Annotated in this window: 17 protein-coding genes; 8 read left to right on the top strand and 9 right to left on the bottom strand. The window is 68.2% G+C overall.

Annotation, left to right across the window (positions count from 1 at the left end; translation table 11 throughout):
• Window positions 1-85 precede the first annotated feature (85 nt).
• From QM732_RS05215 to QM732_RS05190, 6 genes are all read right to left on the bottom strand, one after another.
• Window positions 86-583, bottom strand: coding sequence for an FxDxF family PEP-CTERM protein (locus tag QM732_RS05215; RefSeq protein ID WP_415655129.1), 498 nt, complete (start codon window positions 581-583; stop codon window positions 86-88).
• A gap of 199 nt (window positions 584-782) precedes the next feature.
• Window positions 783-3,116, bottom strand: a complete 2,334-nt coding sequence (gene parC / locus QM732_RS05210) for a DNA topoisomerase IV subunit A (RefSeq protein WP_415655128.1) — start codon at window positions 3,114-3,116, stop codon at window positions 783-785.
• Window positions 3,113-3,766 carry a lytic transglycosylase domain-containing protein gene (locus tag QM732_RS05205; RefSeq protein WP_415655127.1) on the bottom strand — a complete coding sequence of 218 codons (654 nt, stop codon included), beginning with the start codon at window positions 3,764-3,766 and terminating at the stop codon, window positions 3,113-3,115. Before QM732_RS05205 ends, parC begins: the two co-directional genes overlap by 4 nt.
• A complete protein-coding gene (locus QM732_RS05200) occupies window positions 3,763-4,287 on the bottom strand; it encodes a GNAT family N-acetyltransferase (RefSeq protein WP_415655126.1) in 525 nt (174 codons plus the stop codon). Before QM732_RS05200 ends, QM732_RS05205 begins: the two co-directional genes overlap by 4 nt.
• A complete protein-coding gene (locus tag QM732_RS05195; protein ID WP_415655125.1) occupies window positions 4,284-5,315 on the bottom strand; it encodes a histone deacetylase family protein in 1,032 nt (343 codons plus the stop codon). Before QM732_RS05195 ends, QM732_RS05200 begins: the two co-directional genes overlap by 4 nt.
• Entirely contained in the window at window positions 5,315-7,297 is a 1,983-nt protein-coding gene (locus QM732_RS05190) for a DNA topoisomerase IV subunit B (protein ID WP_415655124.1), read from the bottom strand. Before QM732_RS05190 ends, QM732_RS05195 begins: the two co-directional genes overlap by 1 nt.
• A 153-nt stretch (window positions 7,298-7,450) precedes the next feature.
• Between QM732_RS05190 and QM732_RS05185 the strand changes: the two genes are divergently transcribed.
• The 8 genes from QM732_RS05185 (at window position 7,451) to QM732_RS05150 (ending at window position 14,753) form a co-directional block, all read left to right on the top strand.
• Window positions 7,451-8,419, top strand: coding sequence for a hypothetical protein (locus QM732_RS05185; RefSeq protein ID WP_415655123.1), 969 nt, complete (start codon window positions 7,451-7,453; stop codon window positions 8,417-8,419).
• A gap of 116 nt (window positions 8,420-8,535) precedes the next feature.
• Window positions 8,536-9,930, top strand: coding sequence for an amidohydrolase family protein (locus QM732_RS05180; protein ID WP_415655122.1), 1,395 nt, complete (start codon window positions 8,536-8,538; stop codon window positions 9,928-9,930).
• Window positions 9,931-9,944: 14 nt separating this feature from the next.
• Window positions 9,945-11,168 (top strand): MFS transporter, encoded by a 1,224-nt coding sequence (locus QM732_RS05175; RefSeq protein ID WP_415655121.1) that lies wholly within the window; start codon window positions 9,945-9,947, stop codon window positions 11,166-11,168.
• Window positions 11,165-11,290, top strand: a complete 126-nt coding sequence (locus QM732_RS05170; protein WP_415655120.1) for a hypothetical protein — start codon at window positions 11,165-11,167, stop codon at window positions 11,288-11,290. Before QM732_RS05175 ends, QM732_RS05170 begins: the two co-directional genes overlap by 4 nt.
• The gene (locus tag QM732_RS05165; protein WP_415655119.1) at window positions 11,290-11,793 is read left to right on the top strand and encodes a class I SAM-dependent methyltransferase; all 504 of its coding nucleotides are present in this window, start codon (window positions 11,290-11,292) and stop codon (window positions 11,791-11,793) included. Before QM732_RS05170 ends, QM732_RS05165 begins: the two co-directional genes overlap by 1 nt.
• 29 nt (window positions 11,794-11,822) lie before the next feature.
• The gene (gene dapA, locus QM732_RS05160) at window positions 11,823-12,704 is read left to right on the top strand and encodes a 4-hydroxy-tetrahydrodipicolinate synthase (protein WP_415655118.1); all 882 of its coding nucleotides are present in this window, start codon (window positions 11,823-11,825) and stop codon (window positions 12,702-12,704) included.
• A 56-nt stretch (window positions 12,705-12,760) separates the two neighbouring features.
• Window positions 12,761-13,939, top strand: coding sequence for an outer membrane protein assembly factor BamC (gene bamC / locus QM732_RS05155; protein WP_415659338.1), 1,179 nt, complete (start codon window positions 12,761-12,763; stop codon window positions 13,937-13,939).
• A gap of 34 nt (window positions 13,940-13,973) precedes the next feature.
• Complete coding sequence (locus QM732_RS05150; protein WP_415655117.1) at window positions 13,974-14,753, top strand: MBL fold metallo-hydrolase; 780 nt, start codon at window positions 13,974-13,976, stop codon at window positions 14,751-14,753.
• A gap of 48 nt (window positions 14,754-14,801) precedes the next feature.
• On the opposite strand, the gene QM732_RS05145 is transcribed toward QM732_RS05150, so the two are convergent.
• The 3 genes from QM732_RS05145 to QM732_RS05135 all read right to left on the bottom strand — a co-directional run bounded on the left by QM732_RS05145 (window position 14,802) and on the right by QM732_RS05135 (window position 16,850).
• On the bottom strand, window positions 14,802-14,954 hold the full coding sequence (locus tag QM732_RS05145; protein ID WP_415655116.1) for a hypothetical protein: 153 nt from the start codon (window positions 14,952-14,954) through the stop codon (window positions 14,802-14,804).
• A 289-nt stretch (window positions 14,955-15,243) separates the two neighbouring features.
• Complete coding sequence (locus QM732_RS05140; protein ID WP_415655115.1) at window positions 15,244-15,738, bottom strand: hypothetical protein; 495 nt, start codon at window positions 15,736-15,738, stop codon at window positions 15,244-15,246.
• Window positions 15,735-16,850, bottom strand: a complete 1,116-nt coding sequence (locus QM732_RS05135) for a JmjC domain-containing protein (RefSeq protein ID WP_415655114.1) — start codon at window positions 16,848-16,850, stop codon at window positions 15,735-15,737. Before QM732_RS05135 ends, QM732_RS05140 begins: the two co-directional genes overlap by 4 nt.
• Window positions 16,851-16,876: the final 26 nt, after the last annotated feature.

Genomic DNA, 16,876 nt, shown 5'->3' with positions numbered 1-16,876 from the left:
GAGCGCGGGGCTGGCAGGGCCAGAAGTGACCACTCTAAGGCTTCATGGGAGCGCCACATCGGTGGCCACTCCAACCAAGCCCTGATCAGCGGTCGCGTCGGCGGCGCGAAACGACGAAGCCGATGACGCCGAGGCCGGCGCCCAGCAGGGCGTAGGTCTCGGGCTCCGGCACCGGGGCAGCCGCAGCCGCCGAGTTGATCGAATAGGCCGCCGTGCCGGACGCGAGGCCAAAGACCGAGTAATAGTAGTTGCCGGCGGCCAGCGACACGGAATGCACCGATGGCGCACCGCCAAAGGTCCAGGCCCCGAAGCCGATGTCGTCGGCCGTGCCGACCAAGCCGTCGCCGCCCACGGAGAACAGGCTGTACGTGCCCGCTCCAATCGAGCCCAGCGAAGTCACACTGCTCGCGACGTCCGACTGCACGCCGAGCGCGAAGGAGAAGGTATCGAAGATGACCCCGCCGGCACTCAGGCCGAGGGCGCTTTCGAGCAGATCGTGCTGCCCCCAATCCGTGTCGGCAGCGTGACTGCTCAACGCCGTCAATGCCACCGCGGAGGCGGCGGCGATAGATTTCAATTTCATTGCGTAGCTCCTGACTTGACGGTCAAGCACAACCGCCAGAAATCATTGTGCGGCGCAGCGAAGAACCGGGAACCCGCCCGGCACCCTTCGGCTTAGGGAGGGTTGCCCCCTATCTTGTTGCGGCATGTAAATAGACCGCTAGCAGGTGTCAGTTGTGCGCCAAGTCACGGCTCGCTGACACGTTTTCCGAGCGGATCGTTCAGTCGATCGCCAGCCTGGTCACCTTCTGCAGACCGTCGACGGCCTTGCCCTTTCGGGCGCGCTTGGCCGCATGGGCCGCGAGCGACTGGTTCTTCAGCACTTCCTCGCGCGGCTTGCCGCCTCGGCCGCTGCCGAGCACGCGCAGCTGGGTGGTGAAGCAGGCAATGGACGCGACGCTGTCCTTGGCCTCCAGATCCATCAACATCAGGCCCTTGCCGCCCTTGGGCTGGTGCTTGAGCTCGTCCAGCGGGAAGCTCAGCAAGCGGCCCTGGGCACTCAGCACGCCGAGCTGCAAGGCCACCGCATCGGCCGGCACGACGGCCAGCAAAGGCACTTCACCGTCGTCCAGCGCGAGGAAGGTCTTGCCGGCCTTCTGGCGGCCCACCAGGTCACCCACCTGGGCCATCAGGCCGTAGCCCGTCGAACCCGCCATCACCAGGCGCTGTGCGGACGCTGCGGCGATGTAGTGCGCGATCTGGGTGCCGCTTTCCAGCTCGATCAGTGTCGTGATGGGCTGGCCGTCCCCACGCCCGCCCGGCAGCGCCGATACCGGCACCGAGTACACGCGGCCGTTGCCGCCGACGACGATCAGCGGGTCCACGCTGCGGCAACGGAAATGCCCCCACAACGAGTCGCCAGCCTTGAAGGTCTGGGCGGCCACGTCCACCTCATGGCCCTTGAGCGCCCTCACCCAGCCCTTCTGGCTGACGATGACGGTGACCGGTTCGTCGACGATCTTGACCTCGGCGACGACGCGCTTCTCGGCCTGGATCAACGTACGGCGGTCGTCGCCATACTGCTTGGCGTCGGCCTCGATCTCCTTGATGACGGTACGGCGCAGAGCGGCCGCGGAGCCGAGGATGTCCTCAAGCTTCGCGCGCTCGTCGCGCAGCTTGGCCAGCTCCTGCTCGATCTTGATGGCTTCCAGCCGCGCCAGCTGGCGCAGCCGGATCTCGAGGATGTCCTCGGCCTGGCGGTCACTCAAGCGGAAGTGCTCGATCAGCGCGGCCTTGGGCTCGTCCGACTCACGGATGATGCGGATGACCTCGTCGATGTTCAGCAGCACCAGCTGCCGACCCTCGAGCACGTGGATCCGGTCGTTGACGTGGGCCAGGCGATGCTCGGTACGACGACGCACCGTCGTCTGGCGAAAGCCCACCCATTCCGTCAACACCTCGCGCAGGCTCTTCTGCGTGGGCCGGCCATCCGCACCGATCATGGTCAGGTTGACCGGCGCGCTGCTTTCCAGGCTGGTGTGGGCCAGCAGCGTGTTGATGAGCTCCTGCTGCTCGACCGTGCGGCTCTTCGGTTCGAAGACGATGCGCACCGCAGCGTCCTTGCTGGACTCGTCCCGTACACCATCCAGTACGCCCAGCACGCTGGCCTTGAGCTGCAGCTGCTCCGGCGTCAGCGTCTTCTTGCCGGCCTTCACCTTGGGGTTGGACAGCTCCTCGATCTCCTCCAGCACCTTCTGCGCGCTGGTACCGTGCGGCAGCTCGGTGACGACCAGTTGCCACTGGCCGCGTGCCAGGTCCTCGATCTTCCAGCGCGCGCGGACCTTGAGGCTGCCGCGGCCGGAGGTGTAGGCCGCACGGATGTCCTCTGGCGCACTGATGAGCTGACCGCCACCGGGGAAGTCGGGGCCGGGGATCAGCTCGAAGAGCGCATCATCGGCGAGCTTGTCGTCCTTCAGCAGCGCGACGGCGGCTGCGGCGACCTCGCGCAGGTTGTGGCTGGGGATTTCGGTCGCCAGGCCCACGGCGATGCCGCTGGCGCCATTGAGCAGCACCATGGGCAGGCGTGCCGGCAGCTCGACGGGCTCCTGCTGGGTGCCGTCGTAGTTGAGGCGGAAGTCCACAGTGCCTTCGTCGATCTCATCGAGCAGCAGCCGGGCGATGGGCGCGAGGCGCGCTTCCGTGTACCGCATCGCTGCGGCACCGTCGCCGTCGCGGCTGCCGAAGTTGCCATGGCCGTCGATCAGCGGGTAGCGCAGGGAGAAGTCCTGCGCCATGCGCACCAGCGCGTCGTAGACCGACTGGTCGCCGTGCGGGTGGTAGTTGCCCAGCACGTCACCCACCACCTTGGCGCCCTTGACCGGCTTGGCACCCGAATTGCCACTCCAGCCCAGGCCCTGGCGCTGCATGGCATAGAGGATGCGGCGCTGCACGGGCTTCTGGCCATCGGAGTAGGAGGGTAGAGCGCGGCCCTTGACCACGCTGAGCGCGTACTCGAGATAGGCCTGCTGGGCATAGGCAGCCAGCGTCAGCGCGTTGGTGTCATCGCCACCGCCGTCGGTGGAGCCGTTGAAATCGATCGTGGTCTGGGAACTCATGGGTGCAGGGTCAAACGCTGAGCGCGGGCCGGCTGGCTCTGCTGCAGCAGGGCCCAGTACAGCTCGAGGACGAGATGCACATGGGCCTGGGTTTCTTCGATGTCAGGTATTCGGTTGCCGGCGCGGCGCACGGCACCCTCGCCGGCATTCCAGGCCGCCAGCGCCGCGTCGATGCGGCCGAAACGGCGCAGCAGGTCAGCCAGCATGCGCGCGCCGGTGTGGATGTTGATGCGCGGCTCGATGAGCCGCGCAGCGTCGGCCGGCGTCGCGTAACGCGTGGCCGTTTCAGGGGTGATCTGCATCAGGCCCAGCGCGCCGCGCGGCGACACCGCACCGCGCTGGTAGCCAGACTCCACCGCGATGATGGCCTTCAGGAGCTCGGCGTCCACGCCATGCTGGGCGGCTGCCTCGCGCACCCAGGGCTGAACAGCCTTGACCTCGGGGGCGATGTCCAGCCAGGTCAGCATGTGGGCGCCGGCGTCGGTCTTGCCCGGCACGCGCAACGGGCCGGCGCTGCCCAGCACGGGGGTGTATCGCCCATCGAGCTGGCGCGGCGCGAAGTGGGCAACGCCGGTCGCGTCGACATAGCCCCAGAGGTCGGCGTGGGCCGGCAGCGCCAGCGCCAGCAGCAGGCCCGCGGTCAACCTCATGCTGCCTCCAGCCCCAGCGCAACGCGCGCGCGGTACTCGCGGTCCAGCAGCGACATGACGACCAACGAGTCGTAACCGTCAGCACCATCCAGGGTCACGCGCACGCTTTCGCGCAGCCGCCCTTCCTCGACGAAGCCCTCGCTGCGGTACAGCTCCAGCGCCCGCGCGTTGAGCGCCTTCACGTCCAGCCAGAAGCGATGCGCCTTGAGCTGCATGAAGGCCATAGCCTTGAGCTGGCGCACCGCTGCACGGCCAAGCCCGCGCCCCTTGGGCTGCAGCACCAGCCGCTTGAGCTCGACCGAACCGTTGGGATTGCGGCAGCCTTGCAGGATCACATAGCCGATGCGCTCCAGCTGGTCGCCTTCCTCCACAATGAAATGGCGCGAGTCGGGAAAACGGATGGCGCCCTCGTGCTGCGGCCGCTCCCAGGGAGTGATGAAGGGCAGGTTGGCGCCGTCGCGCTCGACAGAGACCACCCAGTCGAGGTCGGACAGCATGGTCGGGCGCAGTCTCAGGCTCATGCGCCCTCGAACCCCGTCAGCACGGCAACGACATTGCGGCCAATGGCCTCGGTCGCGTAGCCGCCTTCCTGGATGAACAGCGTGGGCGCCCCAAAGGCAGCCAGGCGCCGGCCCAAGCGGCGAAATTCCGGCTCGTCCAGCTTGAAGTGCGAGATCGGATCGCCGCCATAGGTGTCCACGCCCAGCGACACGATGAGCAGTTCGGGCCGGTAGGCCTCCAGCTGCGCAAGTGCCTGTTCCAGCGCTGCAAACCAGTCGTCGTTGGCCACGCCCACCGGAAGCGGAAAGTTGGCGTTGAAGCCAGCGCCATCGCCCGCCCCCGTCTCGTCGGCATGCCCCAGAAAGAACGGAAACTCCGTCTGCGGGTCGCCGTGCACGCTGGCATAGAAGACATCCGCGCGGTCGTAGAAGATGGCCTGGGTGCCGTTGCCGTGGTGATAGTCCACGTCCAGGATGGCGACGCGAGCCAGTCCGGCGTCGCGCGCAGCCTGCGCGGCCACGGCCGCGTTGTTGACGAAGCAGTAGCCGCCGAAGAAGTCCGCGCCGGCATGATGGCCCGGCGGGCGCGTCAGCACATAGACCGAACGCTGCCCGGCCAGCACACCATCCAGCCCCGTCAGCGAGGCCTGGGCACCGGCATAGGCCGCGGCCCAGCTGCCAGCAGTCAGCGGCGTGCCGCTGTCCATGGAGTACAGGCCCATGCGAGCCGCAAAGCTCGCCGGCTCGACATCGCTGCGCAGCGAGCGCACGGGCCACACGGCCGGGAAAGCGTCGCCTTCGCCGCCCAGGACCAGCCATTCGGCATGGGCCCCCTCGATGAAGCGCAGATAGCGGGCCGCATGCACCCGCTCCAGCGGTGCCCTGCCGTGGTCCACGGGCGCCAGCACCTCCCCCAGGCCACAGCTCTGCACGGCCTGAAGGATGTAGTCGGCACGCGCCGGAACCTCGAACGCCGGCACGAGACGTCCGCGGAAGAACTCATGCGTCGCCGCATGGACCGCGTGACCGGCGTTGTAGACCGTCTTCATCAGACGTCGATCTCCACGGCATCGCCGTGCAGCTCCATCAGCTCGCGGCGCGACGCGGCCTCGCCCTTGCCCATCAGCTTGTTGAAGGCATCCACCGTAGCGGCAAAGTCCAGCTGGCCATACTCGACGCGCGACAGGCGGCGGGTCTCGGGGTTCAGCGTCGTGTCCCACAGCTGCTCGGCGCTCATCTCGCCCAGGCCCTTGAAGCGGCTGATGCTCCACGAGCCCTCGCGGGCGCCTTCCTTGCGCAGCTTGTCCAGCGTGGCGGTCAGCTCGCCGTCATCCAGCGCATAGAGCTTGGCGGCCGGCTTCTTGCCGCGCGCGGGCGCATCCACTCGGTACAGCGGCGGGCGGGCCACGAACACATGGCCGGTCTCCACGAGCTTGGGGAAGTGCCGGAAGAACAGCGTCAGCAGCAGCACCTGGATGTGCGAACCGTCCACATCGGCGTCAGACAGGATGCAGATCTTGCCGTAGCGCAGGCCGGAGAGGTCCGGTGAGTCGTTGGGGCCGTGCGGGTCCACGCCCAGCGCGACGGAGATGTCGTGGATCTCGTTGTTCTTGAACAGCAGGTCGCGCTCCACCTCCCAGGCATTCAGCACCTTGCCGCGCAGCGGCAGGATGGCCTGCGTCTCCTTGTCGCGGCCCATCTTGGCACTGCCGCCGGCCGAATCGCCCTCGACGAGGAAGACTTCATTCAGCGTCAGATCACGGCTTTCGCAGTCGGTCAGCTTCCCCGGCAGCACGGCAACGCCCGAGCCCTTGCGCTTCTCGACCTTCTGGCTGGCGCGCTGGCGCGTCTGCGCCTGCTTGATGACGAGTTCGGCCAGTTTCTTGCCGTGGTCCACATGATGGTTGAGCCACAGCTCCAGCGCCGGCTTCACATAGGCGGACACCAGGCGCAGCGCGTCGCGGGAGTTCAGCCGCTCCTTGGTCTGGCCCTGGAACTGCGGGTCGAGCACCTTGGCGGACAGCACGAAGCTGGCCCGAGAGAACACGTCGTCGGGCATCAGCTTGACACCCTTGGGCAGCAACGAATGCATCTCGATGAAGCCCTTGACTGCGCCGAACAGTCCGTCCTTCAGGCCCGACTCGTGCGTACCACCGGCCACCGTCGGGATCAGGTTCACGTAGCTCTCGCGCAGCGGCGCACCGTCCTCCGTGAAGGCAACGCACCAGGAGGCCCCCTCGCCTTCCGCGAAGTTCTCGCTCTCGCCCGCCGTGGCGAACCCCTCGCCTTCGAACAGCGGGATCAGCGGATCCGCCGTCAGCGCCTGGGCCAGATAGTCACGCAGGCCGGCCTTGTACTGCCAGGTGGTGACCTCACCGGTCTTCTCGATCTTCAGCGTGACAGTCACGCCCGGCATCAGCACGGCCTTGGAGCGCAGCAGGTGCACCAGTTCGTGCCGCGGCAGCTCGACGCTCTCGAAATACTTGGCCTCGGGCCACACGCGCACCGTCGTGCCCTGCTTGCGGTCGCCGCTGGCGGCCGGGCGGGCAACCACTGGCTGGACGACGTCGCCATGCTCGAAGGCGATTCCAGCCACCTGCTTGTCACGCCAGACCGCCACCTCAAGCCGCTTGGCCAGCGCATTGGTCACGCTGACGCCCACCCCGTGCAGACCGCCCGAGAAGCTGTAGGCACCGCCCGAGCCCTTGTCGAACTTTCCGCCCGCATGCAAGCGGGTATAGACGATCTCGATGACCGGCACGCCCTCTTCCGGGTGCAGGCCGAACGGAATGCCACGGCCGTCATCGGCCACGGAAATGGATCCGTCGACGTGCAGCACCAGGTCAATGCGCTTGCCATGGCCGGCAAGTGCCTCGTCGGCCGCGTTGTCGATGACCTCCTGGATGCAGTGCAGCGGGTTGTCGGTACGGGTGTACATGCCCGGCCGCTGCTTGACGGGTTCCAGGCCTTTCAGGACGCGGATGGAGGCTTCGCCATAGGCGGCGGGAGAGGAAGACGGACGGCTGGACATAGGGGCGGGATTCTATGCAGGGGGTCCGCAACGACCCGAACGCCCTCCATCCGCGAAACCGGACATCGCCTGCTCGCGCAGTCGCGGGATGGACCCCTGGTGGGACGGCCCCTCCAATCCGGCGCTTTAGGCTTCAGACCGCCGAGCCCCACCATGCCCACACCCACGCTCCACCTGGCCACCCTGACCCTGGTTGCGCTGGCCACCGCGCCGGCAGACAGCCACGCCGCCGACTTCGCCGCCAAGGGCGCCCGCGCCACGCTGAGCGTGGACTACAGCTACGAGGCTGCCGGCAAGAAATCCGACAAGTACGACCTGCGAGAGTGGAAGGTGCTGCGCACGCTGCGCGTGGACGCCCAGCTGACGGCTGGCGCTGCGGCTCCGATGGCGTCGCTGCAACCGATGGACGCCGGCCAGCAGGCGCGCCTGCAGCAGCAGACCGCCCAGATGAACAAGTTCGCCGAGCAGTCCGCCCCGATGATGGCCAGCGCCCAAGCCATCATGCAGAAGTGCGGCGACGACGAGAAATGCATGGAGCGCGAGGCCATGCGCCTGGGCCAGAGCCTGTCTGGCACACCCCAGCTCGATGCCACCCTCAAGGCCGGCAAGGAGACGGCCGCCGTGCTGGCGCCCGGCGCCAACCGCTACCAGGCCTGGCAAGGCCAGAGCCAGGCCGGCAACTACAGGATTGAGGAGAAGCTGCACATCGTCCATGCCGACCCGATCTGCATCCCGCTGCCCAAGCAGCGCTGCACCCGCGACGAGGTCCGCCGCGGTGCCGGGGCGCTGGCGAACACCAAGGGCAGTGCGGCCCTCGTCGAGGTCGACGCCGGCAAGGCCACCCTGACGCTGATGCTGCCCACGGCGCACGAGGTGCTGGGCTACACCGAGACCATCACCACCGACGAGCCCGAGGGCACCCACTCGACACCGACGCCCAAGGGGCCTCAGCAGCGCCAACTGGCGTTCAAGCCGGTCGAGGGCCAGGTTCAGGTGCCCACCTTCACCGTGCCGCTGTCAGGCGGCTGGCGCAACCAGAGCGGCGTGCAGACCTTCAAGTTCACGGGCCCCAACGAGCAGGGCGGCGCCATGACCGTGCGCTGGCGCTTCCAGGTGCAGTGAGCTTGCGCGCCGGAGCGGGACACAAAGTCTGACAAGCGCCTTCCGGGGCGTGGCCGTGGCATTGGCTAGGATGCCCGCCCTGCCGTCCGCCACCGTGGCGGAGACATTTCCTGCCCATGCCCCTGTCCCGTTTTCTCGTTGCACTGGCCGCCCTGCTGACTTCCGCCGCCGGCCTTGCCCAGCCCTACCAGGCCAGCGCTCCGCTGTCCTGGGAACTGAAAAACGCCCGCTGGTTCGACGGCCAGCAGCTGCGCCGCGGCAACCTCTACGTCGAGAACGGCATCTTCGTCGCCAAAAAGCCTGCCCAGGTCAACCGCAAGATGGACCTGCGCGGCCAGCAGGTGCTCATCAGCCCTCTGGCCGAGGCCCACAACCACAACCTCCAGACGGCCTGGGGCTGGGGCCAGTACGCCGACCAATACATCGACGACGGCGTGCTCTACGCCGCCATGCTGTGCGGCGACCCCGCCAGCGTCGCCGAGGTGCGCCCGCTGGCCGCCGCGCCGGCCGCTCCCGAGGTCAGCTTCGTCACCGCCTGCATCACCTCGCCCGACGGCTACCCGCTGGCTGCCGTGCTGCCGCAGGCCAGCGCCGAAGCCGCGGCGGCGCAGAACCAGATCGTGCTCATCGACAGTCCCGAGCAGGCCCGCGCCCAGTGGCCCGCCATCAAGGCGCGCGGCGGCGCCTGGCTGCGCATCGTCCTCGCTCACAGCGAGCGGCCCGAACTGCGCCAGCAGCCGGCCATGTTCGGCCACCTCGGACTGCAGCCGGACACAGCCGCCGAACTGACCCGCCTGGCTCATGCGGACGGGCTGCACGTCGTCGCCCACGTCGAGACGGCGGCCGATTTCGACGCGGCCCTGGCAGCCGGCGTCGACACCATCGCCCACCTGCCAGGCTACGCCAACACGGCGGACGAGCCCCCCGAGCGTTTCGCCATCAGCGATGCCGCGGCGGCACTGGCGGCGCGCCAGCACACGGCCATCATCACGACGACCGCCGCCACCGCACTCTTCAAGCTCGACCCCGCGCCGCTGGCTGCGATGCGCGAGGTCCAGCGCGCCAACCTGGCACGGCTGCAAGCGGCTGGCGCGAAGCTGCTGATCGGTTCGGACGTCTTCATCGGCACCGCGCGAGCCGAGCTGCATGCGCTCGACGAACTGGGGCTGGACCGTGCGACGCTGCTGCGCCTGGCCACGCAGGACACCCCGCGCGCGCTGTTCCCCGGCCGACGGCTCGGCTGCTTCGAGGCCGGCTGTGAAGCCAGCTTCCTGCTGCTGGGCGGCGACCCGCTGGCCGACCTGGCCCAGATCGACATGCCGCTGCTGCGCGTCAAGCAGGGCCGGCTGTTGACCCGGCTCGCCGACGTCGCCGCGTCCAGCTCCCAAGCCAGCGCCTCCACCGCCGACGTGCCCAAGAAGCCTGCCAAGAAGGTGACCAAGAAGCCTGCCAAGAAACCAGCCCCCTCCAAGGCCCAAGGCAAGACGGCAAGCAAGACTCAGCGGCGCTGATTAAAGTGCCCGCGATGAATTCACCCCGCCCCACGTCCACGGGACTGTCCGTCCAGCAGGTGCTGCTTTGCGGCGCCCTCATCGTCACGATGTCGATGGGCATACGCCATGGCTTCGGCTTCTGGCTGCAGCCCATCATCACGGAGCGCGGCTGGACGCGTGAGACCTTCTCCTTCGCCATGGCCGTGCAGAACCTGGCCTGGGGCGCGGCCGGACCCATCGCCGGCATGCTGGCGGACCGCTTCGGCGCCTGGAAAGTGCTGGTGGCCGGCGGCCTCATGCATGCGCTGGGCCTGCTGCTGATGGCCGTGTCGGCCTCCCCTCTGAGCTTCACGCTCAGCGCCGGCGTGCTGATCGGCATCGCCCAGTCGGGCTCGACCTACGCCGTCATCTACGGCGTGCTGGGCCGCACCGTGTCGCCTGAAAAGCGCTCCTGGGCCTTCGGCGTCGCCGCGGCCGCCGGCTCCTTTGGCCAGTTCGTCATGATCCCCGTCGAGACCTGGCTGATCAGCCACCTCGGCTGGCAGGGGGCGCTGTACCTGCTGGCAGGCACGGCCCTGCTCATCGTGCCCCTGGCACTGGGCATCCGCGAGCGCCGGATGGTGAGTGCGGCTGCCGGGCAGCAGAGCATCGGCCAGGCGCTGCGCGAGGCCTTCGGCTACCGCAGCTTCCAGTTGCTGATGCTGGGGTATTTCGTCTGCGGCTTCCAGGTGGTCTTCATTGGCGTGCACCTGCCGAGCTACCTGAAGGATCACGGACTGGGAATCGGCGTGTCGACCGGCGCGCTGATGCTGATCGGCCTGTTCAACATCTTCGGCACCTATGCCGCCGGCATGCTGGGCCAGCGCTTTCCCAAGCGCTACCTGCTGTCGGCCATCTACGGACTGCGCGCGGTGGCCATCGTCATCTTCATCTCGGTGCCGCTGACGCCGCTGAGCGTCTATGTCTTCGCTGCCGTCATCGGCTTCCTGTGGCTGTCCACCGTGCCGCCGACAAATGCCGTCGTCGTGCAGATCTTCGGCGCACAGCATCTCTCGATGCTGGGCGGCTTCGTGTTCCTGAGTCACCAGATCGGCAGCTTCCTCGGCGTCTGGCTGGGCGGCAAGCTCTACGACGCGACGGGCAGCTACGACGTGGTCTGGTGGCTGGCCGTCGCGCTGGGCGTCATGGCCATGCTGGCCAACCTGCCGGTGCGCGAGACCCCCATCCTGCGCTCCCCGCAGGCCCGGCCGGCATGAAACCGCGCCGCTGGATCCTGCCCGTGCTGGCCGTCGCCGTCCTGGCGGCGACCATGCTGGCCTACCGGCATCCGGCGGTCATGATCCAGCTCGGCGAGCAGATCTGGGCGTGCTTCGGATGATGGGCGCACCCTCAGCCTGGCTGCAGCGCTTTGCGCCGTCCCCGCCCGGCACCGCCCTGGACCTGGCCTGCGGCTCGGGCCGCAACCTTGTCTGGCTGGCCGGCGCAGGCTGGCGCACGACGGGCGTCGACCGCGACGCTGCCGCCACGGCGCCGCTGCGCGGCCACGCCGAGATCATCGATGCCGACGTCGAGAGCGCCCCCTGGCCACTGGCCGGCCGGCAGTTCGACCTCGTCGTCGTCTGCAACTACCTCTGGCGCCCGCTGTTCGACACGGTCAAGGCAGCCGTCAAGCCCGGCGGTTGGCTGATCTGGGAGACTTTTGCGGACGGCCAGCAGACCGTGGGCCGCCCGTCACGGCCCGACTTCCTGCTTCAGCGGGGCGAGCTGCTGCGTGTCTGCACGGATTGGCGCATCGTGGCTTACGAAGACCTGTTCGAAGACGGCGTCAACCCGCGCTTCGTGCAACGCGTTGCGGCGATCCGGCCTCCGCTGGCGGCCTAAAATCGCCCCATCCACTCAGAATTCCCACCATGAAGCCCATCCTCGGCAGCATCGTCGCCCTCGTTACGCCCATGAACGAGGACGGCAGCATCGACTACCCGGCCCTGCGCCGCCTGATCGACTGGCATGTCGAGGAAGGCACGGCCTGCGTCGGCGTCGTCGGCACCACCGGCGAGTCGCCCACGGTCAGCATGGAGGAGAACCGCGAGATCATCCGTGTCGCCGTCGAGCATGCCAAGGGCCGCATTCCCGTCCTGGCCGGCACCGGCGCCAACTCCACGGCCGAGGCCATCGAGCTGAGCCGCTACGCCAAGGCAGTCGGCGCCGATTGCACGCTGTCCGTCGTGCCCTACTACAACAAGCCCTCGCAGGAAGGCATCTACCAGCACTTCAAGGCCATCGCCGAGGCCGTGGACATCCCCATGATGCTCTACAACGTGCCCGGCCGCACCGTTGCGGACATGGCGCCCGAGACCGCCCTGCGCTGCGCCGCGCTGCCCGGCGTCTTCGGCATCAAGGAGGCCTCCGGCAACATCGAGCGCGCCGCCCATCTGATCAAGCACGCGCCGGAAGGCTTCCGCATCTACTCCGGCGACGACGGCACCGCAATCGCACTGATGCTGCTCGGCGGCCATGGCAACGTGAGCGTCACGGCCAACGTCGCGCCGCGCCAGATGGCGGAGCTCTGCCGCCTGGCTCTGGCGGGCAATGCCATCGAGGCCCGCAAGGTCCATCTCAAGCTGCTGGGCCTGCACAAGCAGCTGTTCTGCGAACCCAGCCCTGGCCCGGCCAAATGGGCCTTGTCGCGACTGGGCCGCTGCGGCGCCTCGCTGCGCCTGCCCATCACGCCGCTGACGGCCGCCGGCCAGGACAGCGTCGGTCAGGCCATGGTCGAAGCAGGTCTGCTCTAATGCGCGGCTGCGCCGGTTTCAGCCGGCGCCCTTGTTCCCCGGAGATTTCCAGCGTGATGTCTGTTCCCTCGCTTCGCCCCACGGCGACCCGCCTGGCCTGCACGGCCTTCGTCCTGTCGCTCGCCGGCTGCAGCGCCATCGACAGCATGTTCTCGACGGACAAGGTCGACTACAAGGCCGCTTCGCGCCAGACCCAGGGTCTGGACATCCCGCCGGACCTGACCCAGCTTGCCAAGGACAACCGTGCCCAGGTGCAGGGTGGCTCCATCACGGCTTCCGCGCTGTCCGCGGTAAAGCCGGCGAACTCCACCAACGCGCAGTCCCTGGTGGCCGGCAGCGTCGCGGCCAACACGGCCGGCGACGTGCGCCTGGAGCGCAGCGGCACCGACCGCTGGCTGCACACCTCGGCCACGCCCGAACAGCTGTGGCCGCAGCTGCGCAGTTTCTGGCAGGAGCGTGGCCTGGAAGTCATCAAGGAGCAGCCCGAGATCGGGGTCATGGAGACCAACTGGGCCGAGAACCGCGCCAAGCTGCCTCAGGACTTCATCCGCTCCACCATCGGCAAGGTCTTCGATGGCCTGTACTCGACCGGCGAGCGCGACATGTACCGCACCCGCATCGAGCGCAGCCCCACGGGCACGGACATCTTCATCAGCCATCGTGGCATGCAGGAGGTCTACACCACGCAGGGCCGCGACTCCACCGCCTGGCAGACCCGCCCGGCAGACCCCTTCCTTGAAGGCGAGATGCTGTCGCGCCTGATGCTCAAGCTCGGCGGCAAGGAAGAGGCGGCCAAGGCCGTCGTCGCCGAGGCAGGCCAGCCGGCGCCCGCGGTGACCCCCAACCCGCGCAAGGTCGGCGGCGAGGCCCAGGCGCCTGCGCGCCGCGCGCTGTCTGAAGTGCCGGACAGCCTCACCGTCAACGACGGCTTCGACCGCGCCTGGCGCCGTGTCGGCCTGTCGCTGGACCGCCATGGCTTCACCATCGAGGACCGCGACCGTGCGGCCGGCCTCTTCTACCTGCGCTACGCCGATCCCGAGAAGGCCGGCCAGGACGAGCCCAACTTCTTCCAGCGCCTGTTCGGCGCCAAGTCCGCAGAGCCGGTGCGCTACCGCGTCTCGGTCAAGTCCGAGGCCGACAAGAGCACGGTCCGCGTACTGGACGACCGCGGCCAGCCCGTCAGCAACGACAACGCCAAGCGCATCCTGTCGCTGCTGATGGACGATCTGAAGTAATCGGGCCGCGCCTTAGGCAGGGCTGGCGGCCGTGATGCGCTTCTGCAGTCTCGGCAGCGGCAGCGGCGGCAATTCAACGCTGGTGGAGGCCAGCCAGGGCATCACGAGCACACGGCTGCTCGTCGATGCCGGCTTCAGCATGCGCGAACTCGTCAGGCGACTGGCGCGCGCCGGCTGCACGCCCGAGGAGGTCGATGCGATCTTCATCACCCACGAGCATGGCGACCACATTGGTTGTGCGCTGGCCTTCGCCACGCGCTACCGCCTGCCGCTGATCATGAGCCGTGGCACCTGGCGGGCCGTCGGCAATGCCGATTTCGACCCCGCGCTGCTGCGCACCGCCCGCGATGGCGAGGTCATTGCCCTGGGCGACATGGCACTGCAGCCCTTTGCCGTGCCACACGATGCCAACGAGCCTCTGCAGCTGACTCTCGGCGACGGCGCCCGGCGCCTGGGCCTGGTGACAGACCTCGGCTGCGCACCTGACGATGTCGCGGCCGCGCTGGCAGGCTGCCAGGCGCTACTGCTGGAATGCAATCACGACGAGACGCTGCTGCGCAACGGGCGCTATCACCCGGCCTTGAAGAAGCGCATTCTCGGCAGCCATGGCCACCTGTCGAACGCCGCGGCCGCAGACCTGCTGGCGCGCTGCTTGCACCCGGGGCTGGGAGTGATCGCAGCCGCCCACCTCAGCGAGCAAAACAACACGCCGGAGCTGGCGCACGCCGCATTGGCGGCAGTCCTTGGTGGCGGCGCACCGGAGATCCGCATCGCCCATCCCACCCAGGGCCTGGACTGGCTGTCGCTGAACTGAACCGCGCGCCATGGCGCGCGACGCAAAGTTTTGTAATCGCGATGCGAATCAGGGCATCGACGTCACGAAAAAGAAAAAAGCCGCCGCTGCCTGCGCAGCGTCGGCCTTTTTCATTGGGACGAAGCGATTACTTCGAAGCGGCGGACGCGGCGGCGTCAACAGCCGAAGCGCCAGCGTCGACAGCCGAAGCAGCAGCGTCAACGGCGCTGGCGGCTTCCGAGGCGGCGGGAGCCACGACCGGAGCCGGGGCCTCAACCTTGGGTTCTTCCTTCTTGCTGCAAGCGCTCAGAGCAACGGCAGCCAGCAGGGAAGCCAACACGATCGACTTATTCATACTTGTCCTCAAACGTTTAACGACGGTGCACACCATAATTTTGGGGTCGAGCGCCAGTTTCTTACCGACTGCCGACCCCGCTGTACAAGACGCGGAAAACCTCGAGCGCTTCCCTCGCCTAGCCCGCAATTATAGGGGTTTCCATATCGCGGAGACTCATAACCCCAGTGTCGTGGGAGCAAATGAATCGCTGGAACGTTGCGCCAGGGCATCAAACCACTCCAGGCTGCGCAGGCGCTGGGCGGAGTCCAGGCTGACCTCGCCCCGCCAGAGATGGCGATCGAAGAGGCGCAGAGTCACCGTGGACTCGGGTGCAACGGCCACCAACAGGCCTTCGGGCGCGGCTTCCAGGCGAATTTCTGGCTCGACCGCGCGCGCCGTCACGCAATGCGCATAGTCGCGTCGCCAGCGCACGAAGCGCGGATGGCGCCGCACGATGTCGTCGTACTGCAAGGCCAGCAGATGCAACTGACGACCAGGCCTGGCCCATGCAGCCAGCGCGGCCAGGGTCGGGGCGCTGGAGAGCGGCCAGTCGACGAAACTGGCATCCCAGGCATACAACTCGCGGCAGCCCTGATCACCGGCCCAGCTCAGGGCTTCGGTGAGCAGGCGCTCGAAATCAGCGCGACCGGCGAAGCTCTGCGCGTTCATGACGCCAGCGGCTGCACCCAGCCATCCTCGGTCCACTGATCCAGCAGCTCGCGTGCACCCGGCGACAGGCGCGCCACCTCGGCGGCTGTCAACGCGCGCCTGTCGGCCAGGCCACGCATCAGCACTGCGTCGCGACCACTGGCGCGGAAGCTCTCGCCGTTCAGGAAGACCTGGGCGTCGTCGTAGAGCATGCGGCTACGCCGGTCCAGCACGGCGCCTTGCCCCGGCGGCAGCGTCTCGCCCAGTTCGAACCAGACGTTGGCCTTGGGCTCGGTCAACGCCTCGCCCAGCGCCCGCTCCAGTGCCAGCGGACGCTGCACCGCAGCCTCGACGGCCCGGCGGGCGAAATCCAGCAGCGCGGCAGGCACACGGGCCGGCTCGGCCGAGGCCTCCTGGCGTGGGTCGGCATAGAGCTTGCCGGTCCCGTCGATCTCGTCGAGGAAGCGTGGCAGCAACTCGGCAGCCAGACCCTCAGCAGTCGAGGCGCGAAAGCCCACCGAGCCGGTCATGCAGCCGGGACCGACAGCAACGCCGTCATGCGCCCAGCCGGGCGGCAGGTAGAGCATGTCGCCTGGCTCCAGCACGAACTCCTGCTCGGGCTTGAAGTTCGCGATGATCTTCAGCGGCACGTCGTCGCGCAGCACCGCGTCGCGCTGGGCGCCGATGCGCCAGCGGCGCCGGCCGGCGAGCTGGATCAGGAACACGTCATAGGAGTCGAAATGCGGCCCGACGCCACCACCATCGCTGGCAACGGACAGCATCAGGTCGTCCAGCCGCGCATCGGGCGCGAAACGGAACAGGTCCAGCAGCGCGCGCGCATCGGCCAGGTGCTGGTCCAGCCCCTGGACCAGCAGGGTCCAGCCCGGCTTGCTCATCGCCGGCAGGCGGGGAATCGGCCCGTGCTTGAGCTTCCAGGCGCCATCGAAGGCCGTGACGAGGCGGGACTCGACATCGTCACGCGCGGCCAGCGCGGCCAGCTCCTTCAGCGACGCTGGCGGCTGGACGTCGGCAAAGGCCTGGCGCACCACCAACGGCTTCTTCTGCCAGTGCTTGCGCATGAATTGCGCCGGACTCAGGCCGGCGAGCATGGGGGTCGGGAGATCAATCTGCATGCGGGCATTGTGCCGAGGGCCGCGTG

Origin of the sequence: Roseateles sp. (assembly GCF_047654805.1) — a bacterium.
Lineage (GTDB): Bacteria > Pseudomonadota > Gammaproteobacteria > Burkholderiales > Burkholderiaceae_C > Pelomonas.
This window is presented reverse-complemented; position numbering and strand designations above follow the sequence as displayed.